This window comes from Pseudoduganella chitinolytica, from assembly GCF_029028125.1.
GTDB lineage: Bacteria > Pseudomonadota > Gammaproteobacteria > Burkholderiales > Burkholderiaceae_D > Rugamonas > Rugamonas chitinolytica.
Window position 1 is genome coordinate 1,767,129 of record NZ_CP119083.1, and the last position, 17,599, is coordinate 1,784,727.

The 17,599-nt window shown below is 62.2% G+C and carries 15 protein-coding genes; 3 read left to right on the forward strand and 12 right to left on the reverse strand.

What is annotated here, in order from left to right; genetic code table 11:
• Positions 1–27: 27 nt before the first annotated feature.
• The 3 genes from PX653_RS07690 to PX653_RS07700 all read right to left on the reverse strand — a co-directional run bounded on the left by PX653_RS07690 (position 28) and on the right by PX653_RS07700 (position 2,315).
• A complete protein-coding gene (locus PX653_RS07690) occupies positions 28–1,854 on the reverse strand; it encodes a methyl-accepting chemotaxis protein (RefSeq protein ID WP_277417308.1) in 1,827 nt (608 codons plus the stop codon).
• 96 nt (positions 1,855–1,950) lie between these two features.
• Positions 1,951–2,169: a hypothetical protein gene (locus PX653_RS07695; protein ID WP_277417309.1), complete on the reverse strand. Its 219-nt coding sequence runs from the start codon at positions 2,167–2,169 to the stop codon at positions 1,951–1,953.
• Positions 2,166–2,315 (reverse strand): hypothetical protein, encoded by a 150-nt coding sequence (locus PX653_RS07700; protein ID WP_277417310.1) that lies wholly within the window; start codon positions 2,313–2,315, stop codon positions 2,166–2,168. Before PX653_RS07700 ends, PX653_RS07695 begins: the two co-directional genes overlap by 4 nt.
• A 58-nt stretch (positions 2,316–2,373) precedes the next feature.
• Here PX653_RS07700 and PX653_RS07705 point away from each other — a divergent pair, with 58 nt between their 5' ends.
• Together PX653_RS07705 and PX653_RS07710 are read left to right on the forward strand one after the other, a co-directional pair.
• Positions 2,374–2,667 (forward strand): hypothetical protein, encoded by a 294-nt coding sequence (locus tag PX653_RS07705; RefSeq protein ID WP_277417311.1) that lies wholly within the window; start codon positions 2,374–2,376, stop codon positions 2,665–2,667.
• Positions 2,664–3,191, forward strand: a complete 528-nt coding sequence (locus PX653_RS07710) for a GAF domain-containing protein (RefSeq protein ID WP_277417312.1) — start codon at positions 2,664–2,666, stop codon at positions 3,189–3,191. Before PX653_RS07705 ends, PX653_RS07710 begins: the two co-directional genes overlap by 4 nt.
• Before the next feature lie 338 nt (positions 3,192–3,529).
• Here the strand turns inward: PX653_RS07710 and PX653_RS07715 are convergent, their stop codons facing one another.
• From PX653_RS07715 to PX653_RS07755, 9 genes are all read right to left on the reverse strand, one after another.
• Positions 3,530–5,707: an EAL domain-containing protein gene (locus tag PX653_RS07715; protein WP_277417313.1), complete on the reverse strand. Its 2,178-nt coding sequence runs from the start codon at positions 5,705–5,707 to the stop codon at positions 3,530–3,532.
• Positions 5,708–6,578: 871 nt separating this feature from the next.
• The gene (gene tssH / locus PX653_RS07720) at positions 6,579–9,236 is read right to left on the reverse strand and encodes a type VI secretion system ATPase TssH (RefSeq protein ID WP_277417314.1); all 2,658 of its coding nucleotides are present in this window, start codon (positions 9,234–9,236) and stop codon (positions 6,579–6,581) included.
• Between the two features lie 15 nt (positions 9,237–9,251).
• Positions 9,252–10,346: a type VI secretion system baseplate subunit TssG gene (tssG, locus tag PX653_RS07725; protein WP_277417315.1), complete on the reverse strand. Its 1,095-nt coding sequence runs from the start codon at positions 10,344–10,346 to the stop codon at positions 9,252–9,254.
• A complete protein-coding gene (gene tssF / locus PX653_RS07730; protein ID WP_277417316.1) occupies positions 10,310–12,154 on the reverse strand; it encodes a type VI secretion system baseplate subunit TssF in 1,845 nt (614 codons plus the stop codon). The genes tssG and tssF overlap by 37 nt, the downstream gene beginning before the upstream one ends.
• Before the next feature lie 3 nt (positions 12,155–12,157).
• The gene (gene tssE, locus PX653_RS07735) at positions 12,158–12,649 is read right to left on the reverse strand and encodes a type VI secretion system baseplate subunit TssE (protein ID WP_277417317.1); all 492 of its coding nucleotides are present in this window, start codon (positions 12,647–12,649) and stop codon (positions 12,158–12,160) included.
• 46 nt (positions 12,650–12,695) lie between these two features.
• Positions 12,696–13,187 carry an Hcp family type VI secretion system effector gene (locus tag PX653_RS07740; RefSeq protein ID WP_107142145.1) on the reverse strand — a complete coding sequence of 164 codons (492 nt, stop codon included), beginning with the start codon at positions 13,185–13,187 and terminating at the stop codon, positions 12,696–12,698.
• Between the two features lie 37 nt (positions 13,188–13,224).
• On the reverse strand, positions 13,225–14,712 hold the full coding sequence (tssC, locus tag PX653_RS07745; RefSeq protein WP_277417318.1) for a type VI secretion system contractile sheath large subunit: 1,488 nt from the start codon (positions 14,710–14,712) through the stop codon (positions 13,225–13,227).
• Between the two features lie 2 nt (positions 14,713–14,714).
• The gene (tssB, locus tag PX653_RS07750; protein ID WP_277417319.1) at positions 14,715–15,218 is read right to left on the reverse strand and encodes a type VI secretion system contractile sheath small subunit; all 504 of its coding nucleotides are present in this window, start codon (positions 15,216–15,218) and stop codon (positions 14,715–14,717) included.
• 126 nt (positions 15,219–15,344) lie between these two features.
• Positions 15,345–15,959, reverse strand: a complete 615-nt coding sequence (locus PX653_RS07755; protein WP_277417320.1) for a tetratricopeptide repeat protein — start codon at positions 15,957–15,959, stop codon at positions 15,345–15,347.
• A 254-nt stretch (positions 15,960–16,213) separates the two neighbouring features.
• Here PX653_RS07755 and tssK point away from each other — a divergent pair, with 254 nt between their 5' ends.
• On the forward strand, positions 16,214–17,557 hold the full coding sequence (gene tssK / locus PX653_RS07760) for a type VI secretion system baseplate subunit TssK (RefSeq protein ID WP_277417321.1): 1,344 nt from the start codon (positions 16,214–16,216) through the stop codon (positions 17,555–17,557).
• The last annotated feature ends 42 nt before the right edge of the window (positions 17,558–17,599 follow it).

Genomic DNA, 17,599 nt, shown 5'->3' on the forward strand with positions numbered 1-17,599 from the left:
TCCACGCGACAAGCGCGCGGCTGGATCTTAGAGACGGAACGCGCCGACCACCCCATTCAACACCTGCGCCTGCTGCTGCATCGATTCGGCGCTGGCCGCGACCTGTTCGACCAGGGCGGCGTTTTGCTGGGTGCTGGCGTCGAGCTGCGTGATGGTCTGGTTGATCTGCTCGATGCCGCTGCTCTGTTCACGGGCGGCTGACACGATCTCATTGATGATCGTCGCGACATTCTCCGTGGTCGCGATGATCTCGTTCATCGTGGCACCCGCCTGCCCTACCAGCTCGGCGCCGGCGTTGACCTGCGTATTCGAGTCCTCGATCAGCGCCTTGATTTCCTTGGCCGCGCTGGCGGCGCGCTGCGCCAGGTTGCGCACCTCGCCCGCCACCACGGCAAAGCCACGGCCTTGCTCGCCCGCGCGCGCCGCTTCCACCGCCGCGTTCAACGCCAGGATATTGGTCTGGAACGCGATACCGTCGATGACACCCGTGATGTCGACGATCTTCTTCGACGCGTCGCTGATCCCGTTCATCTTGGCAACGACGTCGCCGATGACGTTGCCGCCACGGGTGGCCACGTCGGAAGCCTGGCTCGCCAGGCGGTTGGCGCGGTCGGCATTGTCGGCCGTCTGCTTCACGGTGCTGGTAATCTCCTCCATCGAGGCAGCCGTTTCCTCCAGCGACGCGGCCTGGTCTTCCGTACGCGCGGACAGGTCGCGGTTGCCGCTCGAGATTTCCTCCGACGCGGCGCTGATCGAGGCGGAGCCGGTAGCTACCTGGCGCACGATATCCTGCAATTGCGCGATGAAGGTGTTGAAACTGCGCGCGACGCCGGCGAATTCCAGTCCGCCCGTCTCGGGCAGGCGGCGGGTCAGGTCGCCTTCGCCGGCACCCAGTTCGTCGATGCTGGCCTTGAGCGTGCCAAGGCGTCGCATGAACACGCTGATCGCGCTGATCACGCCCACCAGCAGCAGCACGCCCATCGGTACCTGGATCGCGGCCAGCTTGAACATGATGCGGTCGCTGTTTGTCGCCAGCATGCTGGTCGGGATGCCGGTGGCGATAAACCACGGGCTGCCCGGGATCGCACGCAGGAACAGCGTGTGCGATCCTTGCGGCATCTGGTAGGAACCTTCGACCGGCTCGCCTTTGGCGGCCTTTTCCAGCAGCGCCTTGATCTCGGCGGCCATCGGCGAGGATGCCGCCAGGTCGGCGACGTTCTTCAGCACGATATTGCCGTCGATGCGAGTGCTGTTGCTGACGATCTTGCCGTCCCCTTCGACGATCAGGATCTGGGCGCCGATCTTCTTTTCCATGTCGGCCACCAGGGTGTTGAAGAAGCCCAGCGTGACGTCGATGGTGGACACGCCATACAGCTCGGTGCCTTTATAGATCGGCATCGCGCAGTTGGTGCGCGGCTGCGGGCTGGCGTCGTCCTGGTAGGCCTTGGCCCAGTTGCAGTGGCCCTTGGCGGCTGTCTTGCCATTTTCGTACCAGGGCTGCTCCCAGTACTTCAGCGACTCGGGCGAATTCCAGTGGGTGTTGACGACCAGTTGCCTGGTCGCGGCATCGCGCGCGAAGAAGGTACTGAATTTCTCGCGCCCCTGCTCGCGCTTGTGTGGCAACGGCCAGATGCCGCCGCCGAATACATTGGGGTCGCCATACTGGTCGACCAGGCCAGGCTGGAGCACGTCGATCTGCGCGCTGTCGAGCAAGGCAACGGTCTGCGTAATGCTGCGCTGTTGCGCCTCGACCTTGCGCAGCTGTTCGCTGACCCGGTTACCAATCTCGGCCGCCTGATCGGTAATCAGCCGGCCCTCCAGCCGCGCCAGGTCCGGCGCCACAAATGACTGCATGACTACGAACGTAGCCAGCAACGTCAAACCAAAGAATGCGCAAGAAGCGAAAATGGAACGGGCCCGCGTGGATGTTTTGCTAAGCATGGTACGAAATCAACTGGTGGTGGGGTAGGTTTGATTCTTTTCGGCATAAATCCGAAAATCTTGAGCCTCGGCAATAAAATGTTCGATCAAATCATCCACGGGTACCGACGCTGGCAGCTCCACAGAAGTGTCTTTGGGAAACTGCAGCGCCGCGCTGCAATGGGCGTACATGTACTGTTGCGTGTTCGATAACCGCCTTAAACGGGACGATGCCTTGTGCTTTGTCATGCCGCTGCGGCAGCAGTGAAATTGATGATTTTGAGTAACAAATGTTGCAGGAATGCGAACCTGCGCAAATTCGCGACATATTTGACGAATTTGGGTGTATATTTTCTTCCGGCAACACTGTTCTCCGGCAGGTTGCCGATTGCCATGCCCATCACTGCGATGCGACGCAGCTGAGCGGCTCACCACATCTATAAGGCCATGCAAATGGATGCCCTGTCTGCCATAAAGCGCTACAACCTCGACCCGCCAAGCGAGCAAGACTTGCTTGCTTCGTTAAACCGTCTGATGAAACCAGAGCAATCCCAGCAACTGTGGAGCACAGCCTGTAAACAGATCAACGTACGCCCTCCGATGTCGATCGATCAGTTCGAGAAGGCATTGTTACAGTTAAAGGACGCAAAAGGCATGGCGTCGATTGCTGCGAATTCGATATTAATCCGCGTAAAGTCGTACCGATCACTTTCCAATACCGCACCCAAAGCAAAGGAACAATCATGAACGATTTACATGCTCCTCCGCGCGAACTGGATCCGGTATTGGATGTAGCGCGACTGCAGGAAATTGCGGACTTGGACCTCTTTGCGCCTGAAGTCAATGGCATCCTCTCCGACCTCGCGCGCGAAGCCAGCAGCCGGCTTGGATTGCCGCTCGGTATGGTCAATATCGTGCTTGACGAGGCGCAGTTTATTGCGGCCCACTTCGGCGTGGCTGGCTGGATTGCGGAGGCTCAAGGCACGCCGGTTGAATGGGCGTTCTGTCGCTTTGCTGTACGCGACCGAACGGACTTCATCGTTGAAGATGCCCTTGTTCATGAACGCGTAAAGGACAATCCGCTCGTCACCGAGGACGGGCTGCGCTGCTACGCGGGCATCCCGCTGATCACGTCGCGAGGCCACGCCCTGGGATCGTTCTGCGTCGCGGGAACCGAAGCGCGCAGCTTTGAAGAATCCGAGATGCAGACCTTGCGGGCCCTTGCCGCCGAAGCGATTCGCCGGATAGAAAGCAGGCGAGAACCAAGCTAGCCACTTCGGTACCGTGCTGACGAAACCTGTCGGCACGATGTCGATGGCCGATACGTGGAACGCAGCCCTGGATCTCCCAATGGTTCCCTGCGTATCCGCCTCGGCGCGAACGTGGGGCTCAGGCGGTAGAATGTCATCGCATCCTGTCCTGGAGCGCTGTGCGCGCCACGCGACCGATTATCTTACGTCTGCCAAACAGCTGAAGATCGCAACAGTACGGCGCGCCGGCGACTTCCGACCCATGGCAGCGAATGGACCAATAATGCAAGCACTCCGCCCCTACCCATTGCTGCTTTGTTGGGATGGGCGCAGTACCGCAATGGCTGAAGCAGTCAGACTCAGGCCAGTACGTGCCGCTGCAGATACTCATGCAGCTGCTGATCGGGAAGCGGCCGGCTGAAATAGTAGCCTTGGAACAACGTGCATCCAATATTAATTAGAAGATCCAGCTGTGCAGCCGTTTCCACGCCTTCCGCGATCACGCCTACTCCCATCGTCGTGCCAAGCGTAATGATTGTATTGACGATTGCGAGGTCGCGCGAGTCGTGCAGCAGATTCTGGACGAAAGATTGGTCGATCTTGAGTTGATCGAGTGGCAAGCGCTTCAGGTACATGAGCGAAGAATAACCCGTGCCAAAATCGTCGAGCGACAGTGCAACGCCGTGCTGCTTCAGCGCGATGACTTTCTCGATAGCAACCTCTATATCCTCCACAAGGAGCGACTCGGTCAGCTCCAATTTCAAACGCGTCGGATTCGCGCCCGAGTTTTCCAATATGGCTAATAATTCGGCAACAAAATTCGTTTGGCGAAATTGCAATGCACTCACATTTACCGCCACGTGCAATTCTCTCGTTGCTGGGGCTGCGGCGAAACCAACAAGCAGTGCGCACGCTTCTTCCAGCACCCAGCGTCCCAACGGAAGAATCAATCCCGTGTCTTCAGCTAGGGGAATGAATTCGGCAGGCGAAACCGTGCCGCGCTGCGGATTCTGCCAACGTACCAACGCCTCCACGCCGATTACGGCACCGCTGCTATTGACCTGCGGCTGGTAATAAAGCGAAAATTCGGCTCGCACCAGCGCCTGTCGCAGTTCGGCCTCCAACGTAGCGCGCAGTAATGCTACTTCCTGGATGGCAGGATCGAAAAAACAAACGGTGTTACGGCCCATCTTCTTAGCCTGGTACATCGCTAGGTCGGCGCGCTTGAGCAGCTCGGTGATCGACGGCGCCGGATGACTGAAGAGCGCCAATCCGATGCTGGATGTGATATGACGTTCGTATCCACCGAGGTTAAACGCAGCATTGAGGACATTAAGCACCTGGTATGCGACGTGCCTTGCACTACCTGCTGCGGCCTCTTCACAAATACCGATATCCTCCAGGATGATCACGAACTCGTCGCCGCCTAGCCGCGCGACCGTCTGGCTTGCATCGACGCTGGCAATCAGGCGTTTCGCTACCAGATCAAGCAATAAATCGCCGTTGTTGTGTCCGATCGTGTCGTTGATATTCTTGAAGTGATCGAGATCAAGCAGCAAAACCGCCCCCACGCGCCCTATCCGCTCGTGTAGCGTCACGGCATGGGTCAGCCGATCCATGAGCAATTGACGGTTCGGCAGCCCGGTTAGGGTGTCGTAGAATGCCAGCCTGCCTATTTCGTCGTGGGCCAGTTTCATGTCGTGGATATCGGTCGTGGTCCCGTACCACCTTATGATATTACCGTCGTCATCGCGTACTGGCATCCCTGTGGCGAGATGCCAGCGGTAGGCCTGATCGATTCCCCGCAGCAGGCGGTACTCAGCCGAGAAGACACGACCGGTCTGAACGGACTCTGTCCACTCCCTGAGCGTTCTTTCGACATCATCAGGATGCAGCAATTCGGTCCACAGCCTGCCAATGTCTCCAGCATAGCGTACGCCGGCGTACTCCACGATGGAGTGATTCGCGAAATCAATCGTCCCATCTGGATTGGCAGCCCATACGATATGAGGCATTGAGTCGGCTAGCTGACGGATTCGATCCCGCTGCGACTCAGGGTCCCTGTGGCGATACCGACGCAGCTCCAGCTGGGCCATCGCTTGTTGGGCGAGTGCGTCCAAGCTTTCGAGCTGGGCTGGCGTCGGTGCGTAAGGCTTGTCATCCATTACCAACAGCGCGCCCAGCAGGCATCCCTCAGGTGTTACCAGCGGTGCGCATGCGAAGTACTTACCGTCGGGCGTCGTCCCTGCCGTTCGGTGCGCCGTGTCGCCAGAAGTCCCGCCGAAATCGCTGCGGCCCTCGATCATTCGCGCCGCAATTGAATCGTTGCGTGACACCTCGACAATATCGCAGCCCAGGAGCGCTTTGCGCCACTCCCGTTCGCTATCGACGAAGCAGAGTGCGGCCATGGATGTGCCGCATACGGTCGCCGCGAGCCGAACCAGCTGGTCGAAGGCGTCTTCTGGGGCAGTATCCAGGATTTCATATGCTTGAAGCACCTTCAAGCGTTCTGTCTCATCGATTTCGTGAGGACGCATGGTTGGATCCGTGACATTGATCAGGCTACTGCTTACGCTTGGAGAAGCAAATATCCATCCGCCCTGCAGTCACGGCGGAGTGAATATTGTATTTCTCTGAATAAAAAACGTACCCGGACGCAAAGTTGTCGCCATGCCACCGCACGACAGTTGCATCGATTTATCTCCTAATTCCCCGCAGAATTCAACTCAATCCAACTCAATTCCTCTTGCCTTGCTTCCGCTACAGCTGACGACGTCCTACGTTGGCGCAGCGATAAGGCACCACAGCCCAGGCCATACATTCGGCAGGCGCCAGGGACGCGCTGATTTATTGCTGGTGGATGAGATTAGCCCCGAAAAAAGCGTCAAGCAGACCGCAAATGCGCCGTCAGACCGAGGTCTGGCGCTGCATTCTGGTCTCCGCTGGGCGCGCTTTCTCAGGGCTAAGATCGCCACCATGAATAAATCAGCACTTCCCCGGGATTGTATAGCACAAAGCCAGGTCATGCGGTCCGGTACAGTGATAGCGCGGCTCGGGCAATGCCTGCCTTCGCGGTGCTCGCCATCATACGAGTACTGTAAAGCCGCACTGGCAGTAGAGATGGGAAGTTTGTGCCTCGCGATTGCCGACGCCATTTGATAAACTTGCACGGCAAGACATAATGGCCCTAGAACTTAGGGTGAAACGGCTCTGGTGCTGCAGATGGGATTGGATACGTAAGCGAGTAATACTGGCGATTGAACCAGCAGAAGGTTCAGCCAGCGGTGGCTGCTTGAGAGACCGCTGGGCGAATGCACAGGCCCCCGAATTGCGCGATTGAGGGGCGCCGGCCGTAAGCTCCCCTTCCTGGCGCGCGTCCAGGAGAGGAGCGCGCCGGGCCCTTCCATTCTATTTCACGCTATACTTGAACTGCCCGTTCTTGCCAGCGGAGACCTTGATCTTGGCGATCGCCGCCCCTTCCGCCATCTTCGCCAGCACCGACTCCGCCACCTCCGGCAGCAAGGTGCCGTTCAGGATGTTGTCGACGTTGCGGGCGCCCGAGTCCACCTCGGTACAGCGCGCCAGCACCGCTTCCACCAGCGCCTCGTCGTAGCTGAACTCCGCCTTGTGGTTGACGGCGATGCGCTGCTTGATCTTGTTCAGCTTCAGTTCGATGATCTCGACCAGCACGTCGTCGCTGATCGGGTAGTACGGGATCACCTTCAGGCGGCCCAGGAAGGCGGGCTTGAACTGCTTCATCAGCACGGGACGCACCAGTTCCTCCAGCGCTTCCGGCGCCGGCATTTCCTCGGCCGGCTTGTTCAGGCACGCCTGCATCAACTGCGACGAGCCGATGTTCGACGTCAGGATGATGATGGTGTTCTTGAAGTCGATCTCGCGCCCTTCCGCATCGTCCATCACGCCCTTGTCGAACACCTGGAAGAACAGCTCCATGACGTCCGGGTGGGCCTTTTCCACCTCATCGAGCAGCACCACGCTGTACGGGTTGCGCCGCACCGCTTCCGTCAGCACGCCGCCTTCGCCGTAGCCGACATAGCCCGGCGGCGACCCCTTCAGGCCGGAGACGCTGTGCGCTTCCTGGTATTCGCTCATGTTGATCGTGACCAGCTTGCGTTCGCCGCCGTACAGCACGTCGGCCAGCGCGAGCGCCGTCTCCGTCTTGCCGACGCCGGACGGGCCCACGAACAGGAACACGCCCTTCGGCTTGTTCGGATCGTCGAGGTTGGCGCGCGACGTGCGCACGCGCTGCGCCACCGCCTCGATGGCGTGGGACTGGCCCAGCACGCGCTGCTGCAGCAGGTCCTTCAGGTTCAGCACCGTCTTGATCTCGTCCTTGACCATCTTGCCCAGCGGGATACCGGTCCAGCCGGCGACGATCTCGGCGACGACGTGGCCGTCCACCTGCACCGGCACCATCGGCGTCTCGCCCTGCAGGGCGCGCAGCTCGACCTGCAGCGCATCGACATCCTTGCGGACGCTCGGATCGATCTCGCCTTCGCCCTCAAGGACCACGCGCGCCGCCTTGATCTTTTCCGTCAGTTCCTTTTCCTTCTCCCAGCGCGCGGCCAGCGCCGTGTGCTCTTCCTGCGCCGCCTTGCGGGCCGCTTCCAGTTCCTTCAGGCGCGCCGCGTGGGCGCTGCCGCCGCCGGCCTGCTCGCGCTGCAGCGAGGCCGCCTCGGCCTCCATGCGTTCAAGCTTGCGGACCAGGTTCTCGATCAGGGCCGGCGTCGCGTTCTGGCCCAGCGCCACCTTGGCGCAGGCGGTATCGAGCACGCTGATGGCCTTGTCCGGCAGCTGGCGGCCCGAGATGTAACGGTGCGACAGGCGCACCGCTTCCGTGATCGCCTCGTCGTAGACACGCACATTGAAGTGCCTCTCCATCAGCGGCGCCATCCCGCGCAGCATCGCGCAGGCCAGCTCCTCGCTGGGCTCTTCGACCTTGACGACCTGGAAGCGGCGCGCCAGCGCGGCGTCCTTTTCAAAATACTTCTTGTACTCGCCCCACGTCGTGGCCGCGATCGTGCGCAGCTCGCCCCGAGCCAGCGCCGGTTTCAGCAGGTTGGCCGCGTCGTTCTGGCCGGCCTGGCCGCCCGCGCCGATCATCGTGTGCGCCTCGTCGATGAACAGGATGATGGCGTGCGGGCTTTTCTTGACTTCGTCGATGACGTTCTTCAGGCGGTTCTCGAACTCGCCCTTGACGCTGGCACCCGCCTGCAGCAGGCCCATGTCCAGCGTGTGGATCTCGACGCCACGCAGCACTTCCGGCACGTCGCCCTGGGCGATGCGCAGCGCCAGGCCTTCCACCACGGCCGTCTTGCCGACGCCGGCCTCGCCCGTCAGGATCGGGTTATTCTGGCGCCGGCGCATCAGGATGTCGATGGCCTGGCGGATCTCCAGGTCGCGCCCGATGACGGGATCGACCTTGCCGTCGCGCGCGCGCTGCGTCAGGTTGGTGGTGAACTGGTCCAGCGCGGGCGTCTTGGTGGCCGCCTTCTGTTGCAGTTCGCCGACCGGGTCGCCGCCCGCTTCATGCGACTCGCCCGCCGCCGGGATGTCCACCGCCTCGACCGAACCGGCCGTGACCTTGTCCAGGTTGTGCTTGATCTGCTCCAGGTCGAACTTGGCGAACAGCTTCGAGCTGCGCGCCGCCAGCTGCGCCAGTTCCGGTTCGGTCAGCAGCGCCTGCAGCAGGTGGCCGCTGCGGATCTGGGCCTGCTGGCCGGCGCGCAGGTCGAGCGAGGCGATCAGCCATGCATGCTCGAACAGCTTGGGCATGCGCTCGGAGAACACGGGCGTGCGCGAGTTGCCGTTCTTGAAGCGCGCCACCTCGGATTGCAGGTCGGCCTCCAGCATGCTGACGCTGATGCCGTTCTGGCGCGCCAGGATGACGAAGTCGCTGCCCTGCTGCTCCAGGAGGGCCAGGAACAGGTGCTCGATGTCGACCTCGTAGTGGCCCAGCGAGACGCAGATGCTGGCGGCGCGGGTGGCCGCGGTGCGGCTCGTCTCGTTCAGTTTTCCGATCAGCGTTTTCAGGTTGATGCTCATATGATTCCCTATTTTCTATAGCGCGTGAATTTCGTAGCGCACGTCGGCGCGGTCCTGTGCGGCGGGGCCCATCCCTTCGTCCGGGACGAGGAAACAATCCCATCCCAACCTGCCGCCGATACGATCATGCTGCATGTGCACGCCCCGCACGTCGGCGGCGCGCAAGATCAGTTGCACTTCGTATTCCAGCGACAGCCCCGTAAACATCGTCAGCATCTCCTGCAGCGCGCGCGCGGCCCGGCCGCCCGGCAGGAACGACTCGTAGGCCTCCAGGTCGAGCGGTCCGATCAGGAGGCGCAGGCGCAGGTCGCGCTGCCACACGCGCGCGCCGGCCATCGCGCCGGCGCCAAGCACCGCATTGTTCATGCCGAGCATGGTCTGCTGTTCCACCGGCACGTCGTACCAATGGCCGACGAACTGCTCGGCGCGCACGGTCTGGTTGAAGTACTCCGACAGCACGCGCGCGATCTGCACGCTGGACGCGGGGCGCTGGCGCACGGCCGTGGCGAAGTACGCCAGCGACTCGTCCAGCACGCCATTGCCATGGTCGGACAGGCGCCGCCGCAGCGAGTGGTTGCCCATCCCCGCCAGCGACAGCAAGAGCGGCAGGAAGTCGTCCTTGCCGTCGATTTCGTACTTCAGCTCCAGCCGGTACTTGCACCAGGCTTCGTAGAACAGTGCCAGGGCGCGGTTGGAGAAGGTGTCGAGGAACGCGCGCGGGCCTTCGTCCTTTTCGTACAGGGTGTGCGCGGCGATGCGTTCCGTGTAATGCGCCGGTAAGGTGCCGCTGCTGCCCAGGAAGCCCATGAAGGTGGGCGTGATGCGGATGTACTTCAGCCGGGCCGACTGCAGCGCTTCCGCCAGCGCCCGGCGGTCCGTCTGCACGTCGCGCGGTTCCGGCTGCAGCGCCTCCAGTTCGCTGGGCGGGAAGCTCAGCGACGTGGAGTTCTGGAAGCGCAGGAAGTTGGCGATGGCACCTTGCGCCGGCGTGCCGTGGCGCTTCAGCCACAGCTCCAGCATGCGCACCGCCTGGAAATACTCGAAGCGATACGGCTCGGCGAACAGGCGCTCGATTACAGCAGGCTCAAATCGCCGCTTCGCGGGGTGCATCGCAACAGCTCCTCTCCGTTTTTATTCGATACCATCACCAGTTGGGTGAAGCTGTTGGCATGCACGTACAGGCCCAGGAAGCGCTCGACGATATGGGCGAACGCGTGGATGCCGCTGCCGACGAACGCTTCCTCGTCGATCGTCAGGCGCACCTCGATGCCGCGCACCAGGCAGGCGAACGGATTGCCCGGCAACCAGGCCGTGGCCGCCTTGTGCGTCACCGAGATGATGCCGCCGATCTGGCGCTGCGAAGCGGGTGAGCGCGGCAGGTCGTACAGGGTCAGCATCTCGCGGAACGCGTCGATGCCGCCGTCGGTCAGCGACAGGTGGTTCAGCGACAGGTGCGAAATCAGGCGCCAGTGGGCGCCCCGGCCCCGCTCGAAGCGGTACGACGGCGTGGGCTTGCGCAGGAAGCTGATGCTGCGCACGCTGGAGCCGCCTTCGATGAACAGGTCGCCGCCGCGCAGCCCATAGCTCAGCATCGCGGGCAGGTCGCGGTTGGTGCAGGTCAGTTCGATCGACAGCGTGTCGGTCTCGACCTCCGCCGGATCGAAGTCGATGTCCACCAGCGACAGCTGTGTTTCGTAGCCGGGGCTCTTCTCGGCCACCATGTCGTCACGCCGCACGATCCAGTAGTGGCCGTTGCGCTCGGGCGTCTGGCCGTGCTTGAGCGAATAGAACGGCCGGAAATCCTGGATCGATTCGCCCTGCGGCGTCTGGCGCACCAGCTTGACCGAGTCGATCGACTGCACCTCGAAAGCGAACGCCCGGCGCGCATCGGCCAGCACTGGGTAACTGGCCGTCGCATGGGTCAGGCGGATCGGTTCGCCACGCTGGTGGAACAGGTTGACGACGGGGGTGCAGCCCAGCAGCACGTTATTGGTCGACAGCGTGCCGAGGATGCGCGCCGTGTTCGAATCCGTGCGCATGCCCGACAAGGCCAGGTGCAGCGTGATCGAGCGGGCGCCGGATGGCAGCACGGCGGCCAGCGCGCGCAGGTCGATATCGAAGAAGTTGAACTTCTCCGGGAACGAGAAATACTCCGTCAGCAGGCGGTAGGCCGTATGCGAGCGGGCCGAGAAATCGATCAGCGCCTCGTCCTCGTCGAACCCGGCCGGCAGCACGGGGATCTTCGGCAGCGCCACCCAGCGGCCGCTGTCGTCGGCTTCCGCGTAGGCGCACACGCCGCGCATGAACAGCGCGTCGCGCAGCGCGGCGCAGAACGAGGGCTCGCCGTCGATGAAGACGCGCAGCTTCGCCAGGCCCAGTTGCGCCAACGCCACCTGGGGCGACGTGCTCTCGATCGTCAGGCTGATCGACGACGTGGCGCTGGGCGGCGTGCGCACCGCTTCCGGGGCGTCGATGATGGCGGCAAATGTCGCGCGCGTCAGTTCCAGCGGCGCGATCGTCACCGGGTAGGCCGTGCGGAACGTGCAGACGGCGCCACGCACGGGGCGCGTCGTCAGCTGCGTGCCGCGGGGGATTTCCGTGGCCGCGGTCAGTTGCGCGGCGGCGCCGGCGAAATCCATCCGGGCAATCGAGCAGGATGGAAACGGGCGCAGGTAATGCGGGTACAGCACTTCGAAGAGTGCTTCGGTGAATTCGGGGTAGTCGTCGTCGAGGCGCTTCGCGATGCGTGAATTGAGCAACGCGAACGATTCGATCATCCGCTCGATGTGCGGATCCTCGCAGACTTCGCCGCCGATCAACAGCCGGCCGGCGATCTTGGGATAGCGCTCGGAGAACTCGCGCGAATAGCGGCGCAAGAATCCCAGCTCCCGTTCGTAATACGGTAATAACTGGTCCAACGTTTAAGCTCCCGGCTGCGCCGCACGGCGCGCCTTGCTGATGGTGTAATGCAGGCTGGACGGCTGCAATACGGCATCGAAGTTGACCGGCTCATGTGCCGTGCTGACCACCAGCAACGCCGTGATGGCGAAGTTCAGGCGGTTGACGGAATCGGCACGCAGCTCCAGGCTGGCCTGCACATTGCGCAGGCGCGGCTCATGGCGCGCGATGGCCTCCTCCAGGCAGAGGCAGATGTAGGCGCGGTCGTCGGCGCTCGACAGTGACAGGCCGGCGAAATCCTGCAGGCCATATGTCACGATCGAGCGACCGCATTCGGGATACCGCTTCAGGAGTTCCTCCGGAATCACGGTACGGGTATTGAGCAGCGCTTCCAGGTCGCGTGCGACCGAGTCTTTCAACTCCTCGATCGACATGCGCGACACCGTGCCGCCCCCGCCCGCGTTGGCCCGTGTATCCATCAACCGGTCAAACAGACCCGGCGCGAAACCCTTCATCGGTATCCCTACGGTTCAAGCATGCCAGACAGGCGCGAACGCGCTATCAGGCAACCTTGTTGGCCGACAGGTCCCAGCCGCCGGACGTGTTGCCGCCCGTGCCGCCGCCGACCTTCTGCTGGGTGTACTTCCACTTGACTTTGGAGTACTTGATCGCGACATCTTCGACCAGGATGTTGCCTGGCTCGACGGATGGGGAAACGCTGCTGATCAGCACGTTTTCCAGTTCGATTTCGAAGTACTTGACGCGGTCGCCGTTACCGTCGGCGCGCATGAATTCGAATTTCGCTTTAGGGATCGTTTTACCCGACGAGCAGGTTTGCAGCAGCACTGGGGTTGCCAGGTCGGCCAGCTTGGAGATGACGATGTCCTTGTGCTCGGTACGTTCCGCGGTGTGACCGCCACCGGTCGACGCGGTGGCCGATTTCGGTTGCAGCACTTGCCACTCAACGCTCTTGCACTCGATCCAGTCTTTGTGCGTGCCATCGGCGGATTCACCTTTGATGCCGTCGATTTGCAGATAGACGTCGATTGCCATTGTTGTTCCTTTCAGTTGTGTTAAAAACTATGTTGCTTTAAGTTTTGGTCGATGCTGGAAGCTCCGCGACCAGACGGAGGGATACGGACAGCTCGTCGAGCTGGAAGTGCGGACGCAGGAACGACACGGCGCGATACACGCCCGGCCGGCCCGGCACTTCGGAAACTTGTACGGACGCCTCGCGCAGCGGGAACTGGGCTTTCTGTTCCTGGCTGGCGTTGTCGTCCAACAGCACGTACTGCGTCAGCCAGCGGTTCAGGAAGTCCTCGACGTTCGACGCGGCGGCAAAGCTGCCGATCTTGTCGCGCATCATGGCCTTCATGTAGTGCGCGATGCGCGATACGGCAAAGATGTACTGCAGCTGGGCCGACAGCACGGCGTTCGCGTTGGCGGCGTCGTTGTTGTACTTGCGCGGCTTCTGCGCCGACTGCGCGCCGAAGAAAGCGGCATAGTCGGTGTTCTTGCAATGGACCAGCGAGATGAAACCCAGGTCGGACAATTCCTTCTCGCGCCGGTCGGTGATGGCGATCTCGGTCGGGCACTTCAGCGCGACTTCGCCTTCGTCGGTCTTGAAGGTGTGGGTCGGCAGGTCCTCGACCAGGCCGCCGCCTTCGACACCGCGGATCGCCGCGCACCAGCCGTAGTCCTCGAACGCGGCCGTCAGCTTGGTGCCGAACGCATAGGCGGCGTTACACCACAGGTATTTCTGGTGGTCGGTGCCGTCCACGTCCTCGACGAAGTTGAAGCCTTCCGTCGTGGCGCCGTCGGCCGGGTTGAACGGCAGGCGGCCCAGGAAGCGCGGCAGGGTCAGGCCCACGTAGCGCGAATCCTCGGACTCGCGGAACGACTTCCACTTGGCGTATTCGACGGTATCGAAGATCTTCGACAGGTCGCGCGGCTTGCCCAGCTCGGAGTAGCTCTCCAGGCCGAACAGCTCGGGCGACGCGGACGAGATGAACGGCGCATGCGCGGCCGCCGCGACGTGCGACATCTGCTCGATGAAGTACATGTCCTCTGGCTGGCGGGTGATCTCGAAGTCGCCCAGCAGCGCGCCGAACGGGGCGCCGCCGAAGGTGCCGAACTCCTCCTCGTAGACCTTCTTGAACATTGTGCTCTGGTCGAACTCCAGGGCGCTCTGGAAGTCCTTCACCAGTTCGCGCTTGGTCGCGTTGAGCATCTTGATCTTCAGGTTCTGGCTCGTCGAGCTGTTGCGCACGAGGTAGTTCAGGCCCGTCCAGCTGCTTTCCAGCTTCTGGAATTCGGGCGCGTGCATCACGGCCGACAGCTGCGCCGAAATCAGGCGGTCCAGTTCGGCGACACGCGCATCGATCGTGGCGGCCAGGTTGTCGGAGACGACGACGGTGCCGTCCATGACCTGGCTGACCAGCTCGGAAATCAGGTCCTTGGCGCGTGCATGTTCGGCGCTGGACTTGGCGACCTTGCTCTGTTCGACGATCTGGTCGAGCAGGCCAGCCTCGGTGGTGGTGACGGCGGCGGCGCCGGCTTGAGTGGCTTGTACGGACATGATCACTCTTTCGTGGTTTGCTGGCCCAGTTCGGCCAATTTCTCGGTGCTGTTCAGGACGTCGTTGAGCAGGTCTTCCAGCTTGTCGTTGCCGGCCAGCTTGTTGCGCAGGTCGGCCAGCTTGGTGCGGGCCTCGAGCAGCTTCTTCAGCGGCTCGACCTGTTGCACGATCGCCTCGGGGCGGAAGTCTTCCATCGACTTGAACGTCAGGTCGACGCCGAATTCGCCGCCTTCCTCGCTCAGTTCGTTCTTGACGCGATAGGCCGCGCGCGGCGCGACGCCTTTCAGCACTTCGTCGAAGTTGTCCTGGTCGATCGCGACGAAGCTGCGGTCCTTCAGGCGCTTCTGCGCCACGTCGGAATTACCGCCGAAATCGCCGACGACGCCGACGACCATCGGCAGTTCCTTGTTCTCGATCGCATCGCCGATTTCCACGTCATAGGTCATCTGGACCCGCGGCGGACGAACCTTCTGCAGTTTTTTCTGGACGCTGGAGTTTTTAGGCATGGGATATCCCTATCGTTGGGTTAAATACGGGTGGCCACCCGGGGAAAACATGACATGCCGGGTGCCCGGCATGTCTCGGGCCGCGTGTGCCGCCCTGCGCAGTTCCACCGCGGAGTTTCCAAAAAATTATTTCAGGATGTCGAATGGATTGTCGGGCTTGTTGGACGTCTTTTTGGTGTCCTTTTTGCCGGTCTGCTTGGTGCCCGTCGTGGTGGAACGGCCACCGCCGGGAATAATCTGCTGGCCGGCATCCTTCATCAGCACCGCCTCGCCCAGCGTCTCGCGCAACATCTTCGCCATTTCCTGCGCATCGGTACGGGTCGTGCCGGACAGGTTGTTCTGGCGGCTCAGGTCGCTCAGCGCGCGCGTCGCCACGCGCAGGCCACTGATGGCGATGATGCTGTTGGCCACGCGGTCGTTGGGGTCGCGCACCAGGACTTCCTGGGCGTTGACGATGGCTTCGCCGTACTGCTCGGCGTCGAAACGGGCCTGGGCGATGTTCACCCAGGGCTGCTTCTCGGTCGGGAAGGCCACGGCGGCCTGCTTCCACAAGGTGACGGCCTGTTCCTTCTGGCCCGCGCCGCTGGCCTGGGTGGCCTTGCCCAGCAGGTCCTCCATGGTGGGAATGGCGGCCTTCTCGATAGCCACCGGTGCGGTGGCCGTGCACGCTGTCAGCGTGGCGGCGCAGGCGGCTGCGCCAATAAACCGGCCGATGCGGCCAAACTGTGTAACGGTTGTCATGCTGCCCTCAAACTAGCTCATCAAAGATGCTTATTATATAATTATAACCAAGAGACTCAACCTTATCAGTAATTTATTATTGAAGGGTCCATCGGTTTATGACCGGGTCAGCAGTAAACCTCCGATTAACCCCGCGGCCGCCCTGTTAAAAAAGGGCGTCGTGCTTGGTGCAACGCAGACAACGTTTCGACACACGTGTCACGCTGCTGCAATCCGGGCATCCACGCACACCGTCGACAAGGATGCGATCACGCATGAGTAGCAAAATTCTATGGGGCGATGGCCTGTTCTTGCGCCCCCAGCACTTCCAGCAGCAGGACCAATATCACGAACACCGCCTGAACCGCTCCGTCCAGGCCCTGCATCCCTATGCCTGGGGCGTGGACCAGTTGCAGGTCGACCGCGACGCACTGGGCAACAACGCGCTGCGCCTGCTGGCCCTGTCGCTGCGCTTCCAGGACGGCGAGCTGTACGACGCCCCCGGCCTCGACGAGCTTCCCGACACGGTCGACCTGAGCGAGCTGCCGGCAGGCGGCCAGAGCGTCACGTTCTATGCGGCGCTGCCCGCCTTCAAGCCGTTCGGCGGCAACTTCGGCGACGCCAACGCGCCCGGTGCGAACGCCGTGCGCTTCCAGCAGGCGAACCGGGAGACGCCTGATTTATATACGCATGCGGCGTCGGCGCAACTGTCCTATCTCAAGAAAACGGTGCGTCTCGTGTCCGAATTCGAGCCGCGCGATTCCTACGTGCACTTCCCGCTGCTGCGCCTGCGCCGCGCGGCAACGGGCGGCTTCGAGCTCGACACCGCGTTCCTGCCGCCGAGCCTGTCGGTGAAGAGCGCCCCGCTGCTGTTCAACCAGCTGCGCCGCCTGCTGGACGCCCTGCAGGCCAAGGTCAGCGCGCTGTACGGCCACCATCGCGAGCCCAGCAAGCACGTGATCGAATTCCGCTCCGGCGACATGTCCTCGTTCTGGCTGCTGCACACGGCCAGCACGGCCTACGCGACGCTGTCGCATTACTACCAGCACCCGGCGCTGCATCCGGAACGCCTGTTCGAGCAACTGCTGGGCCTGGCGGGCGGCCTGATGACGTTCTCGAAGAGCTGGACCCTGGCCGACCTGCCGGCCTACAGCCACACCGACCCGGGCCCGGCGTTCGACACGCTGTACCAGATCGTGCGCGAGCTGCTCGACACCGTCATCTCGTCCAAGTACTTCGCCATTGCATTGCGCGAGGTCAAACCATCGTATCACCATGGGATGCTGGACTCCCAGAAAATCGACGACAAGACGACGTTCTACCTGGCCGTCTCCGCCGAGATGCCGGCCAGCGAGATCGTCGATGTCGTGCCGCTGCGCTTCAAGGTGGGCGCACCGGACGACGTCGAGAAGTTCGTGCTGTCGGCCATGCCCGGCGTGCGCCTGCAACACGCGCCGCAGGTGCCGGCCGCCGTGCCGGTCCGCCCCGATGCGATCTACTTCTCGATCGAGGCGAAAGGCCAGATGTACGAACGCATGCTGCAGGCGCAGTCGATCTCCATCTACGTCCCGGGCGGCATGCACGACGTGAAGCTGGACCTGGTGGCGGTCACGTCGTAGACTGTCCGCCGCTTGCAACCCTAAGCAGAATCGAGGATTTAC

Coding starts and splice junctions, on each gene's coding strand:
- PX653_RS07690 (WP_277417308.1), bottom strand. CDS start 1,854: ATGCAGTCATTTGTGGCGCCGGACCTGGCGCGGCTGGAGGGCCGGCTG.
- PX653_RS07695 (WP_277417309.1), bottom strand. CDS start 2,169: ATGACAAAGCACAAGGCATCGTCCCGTTTAAGGCGGTTATCGAACACG.
- PX653_RS07700 (WP_277417310.1), bottom strand. CDS start 2,315: ATGGCAATCGGCAACCTGCCGGAGAACAGTGTTGCCGGAAGAAAATAT.
- PX653_RS07705 (WP_277417311.1), top strand. CDS start 2,374: ATGGATGCCCTGTCTGCCATAAAGCGCTACAACCTCGACCCGCCAAGC.
- PX653_RS07710 (WP_277417312.1), top strand. CDS start 2,664: ATGAACGATTTACATGCTCCTCCGCGCGAACTGGATCCGGTATTGGAT.
- PX653_RS07715 (WP_277417313.1), bottom strand. CDS start 5,707: ATGCGTCCTCACGAAATCGATGAGACAGAACGCTTGAAGGTGCTTCAA.
- tssH (WP_277417314.1), bottom strand. CDS start 9,236: ATGAGCATCAACCTGAAAACGCTGATCGGAAAACTGAACGAGACGAGC.
- tssG (WP_277417315.1), bottom strand. CDS start 10,346: ATGCACCCCGCGAAGCGGCGATTTGAGCCTGCTGTAATCGAGCGCCTG.
- tssE (WP_277417317.1), bottom strand. CDS start 12,649: ATGAAGGGTTTCGCGCCGGGTCTGTTTGACCGGTTGATGGATACACGG.
- PX653_RS07740 (WP_107142145.1), bottom strand. CDS start 13,187: ATGGCAATCGACGTCTATCTGCAAATCGACGGCATCAAAGGTGAATCC.
- tssC (WP_277417318.1), bottom strand. CDS start 14,712: ATGTCCGTACAAGCCACTCAAGCCGGCGCCGCCGCCGTCACCACCACC.
- tssB (WP_277417319.1), bottom strand. CDS start 15,218: ATGCCTAAAAACTCCAGCGTCCAGAAAAAACTGCAGAAGGTTCGTCCG.
- PX653_RS07755 (WP_277417320.1), bottom strand. CDS start 15,959: ATGACAACCGTTACACAGTTTGGCCGCATCGGCCGGTTTATTGGCGCA.
- tssK (WP_277417321.1), top strand. CDS start 16,214: ATGAGTAGCAAAATTCTATGGGGCGATGGCCTGTTCTTGCGCCCCCAG.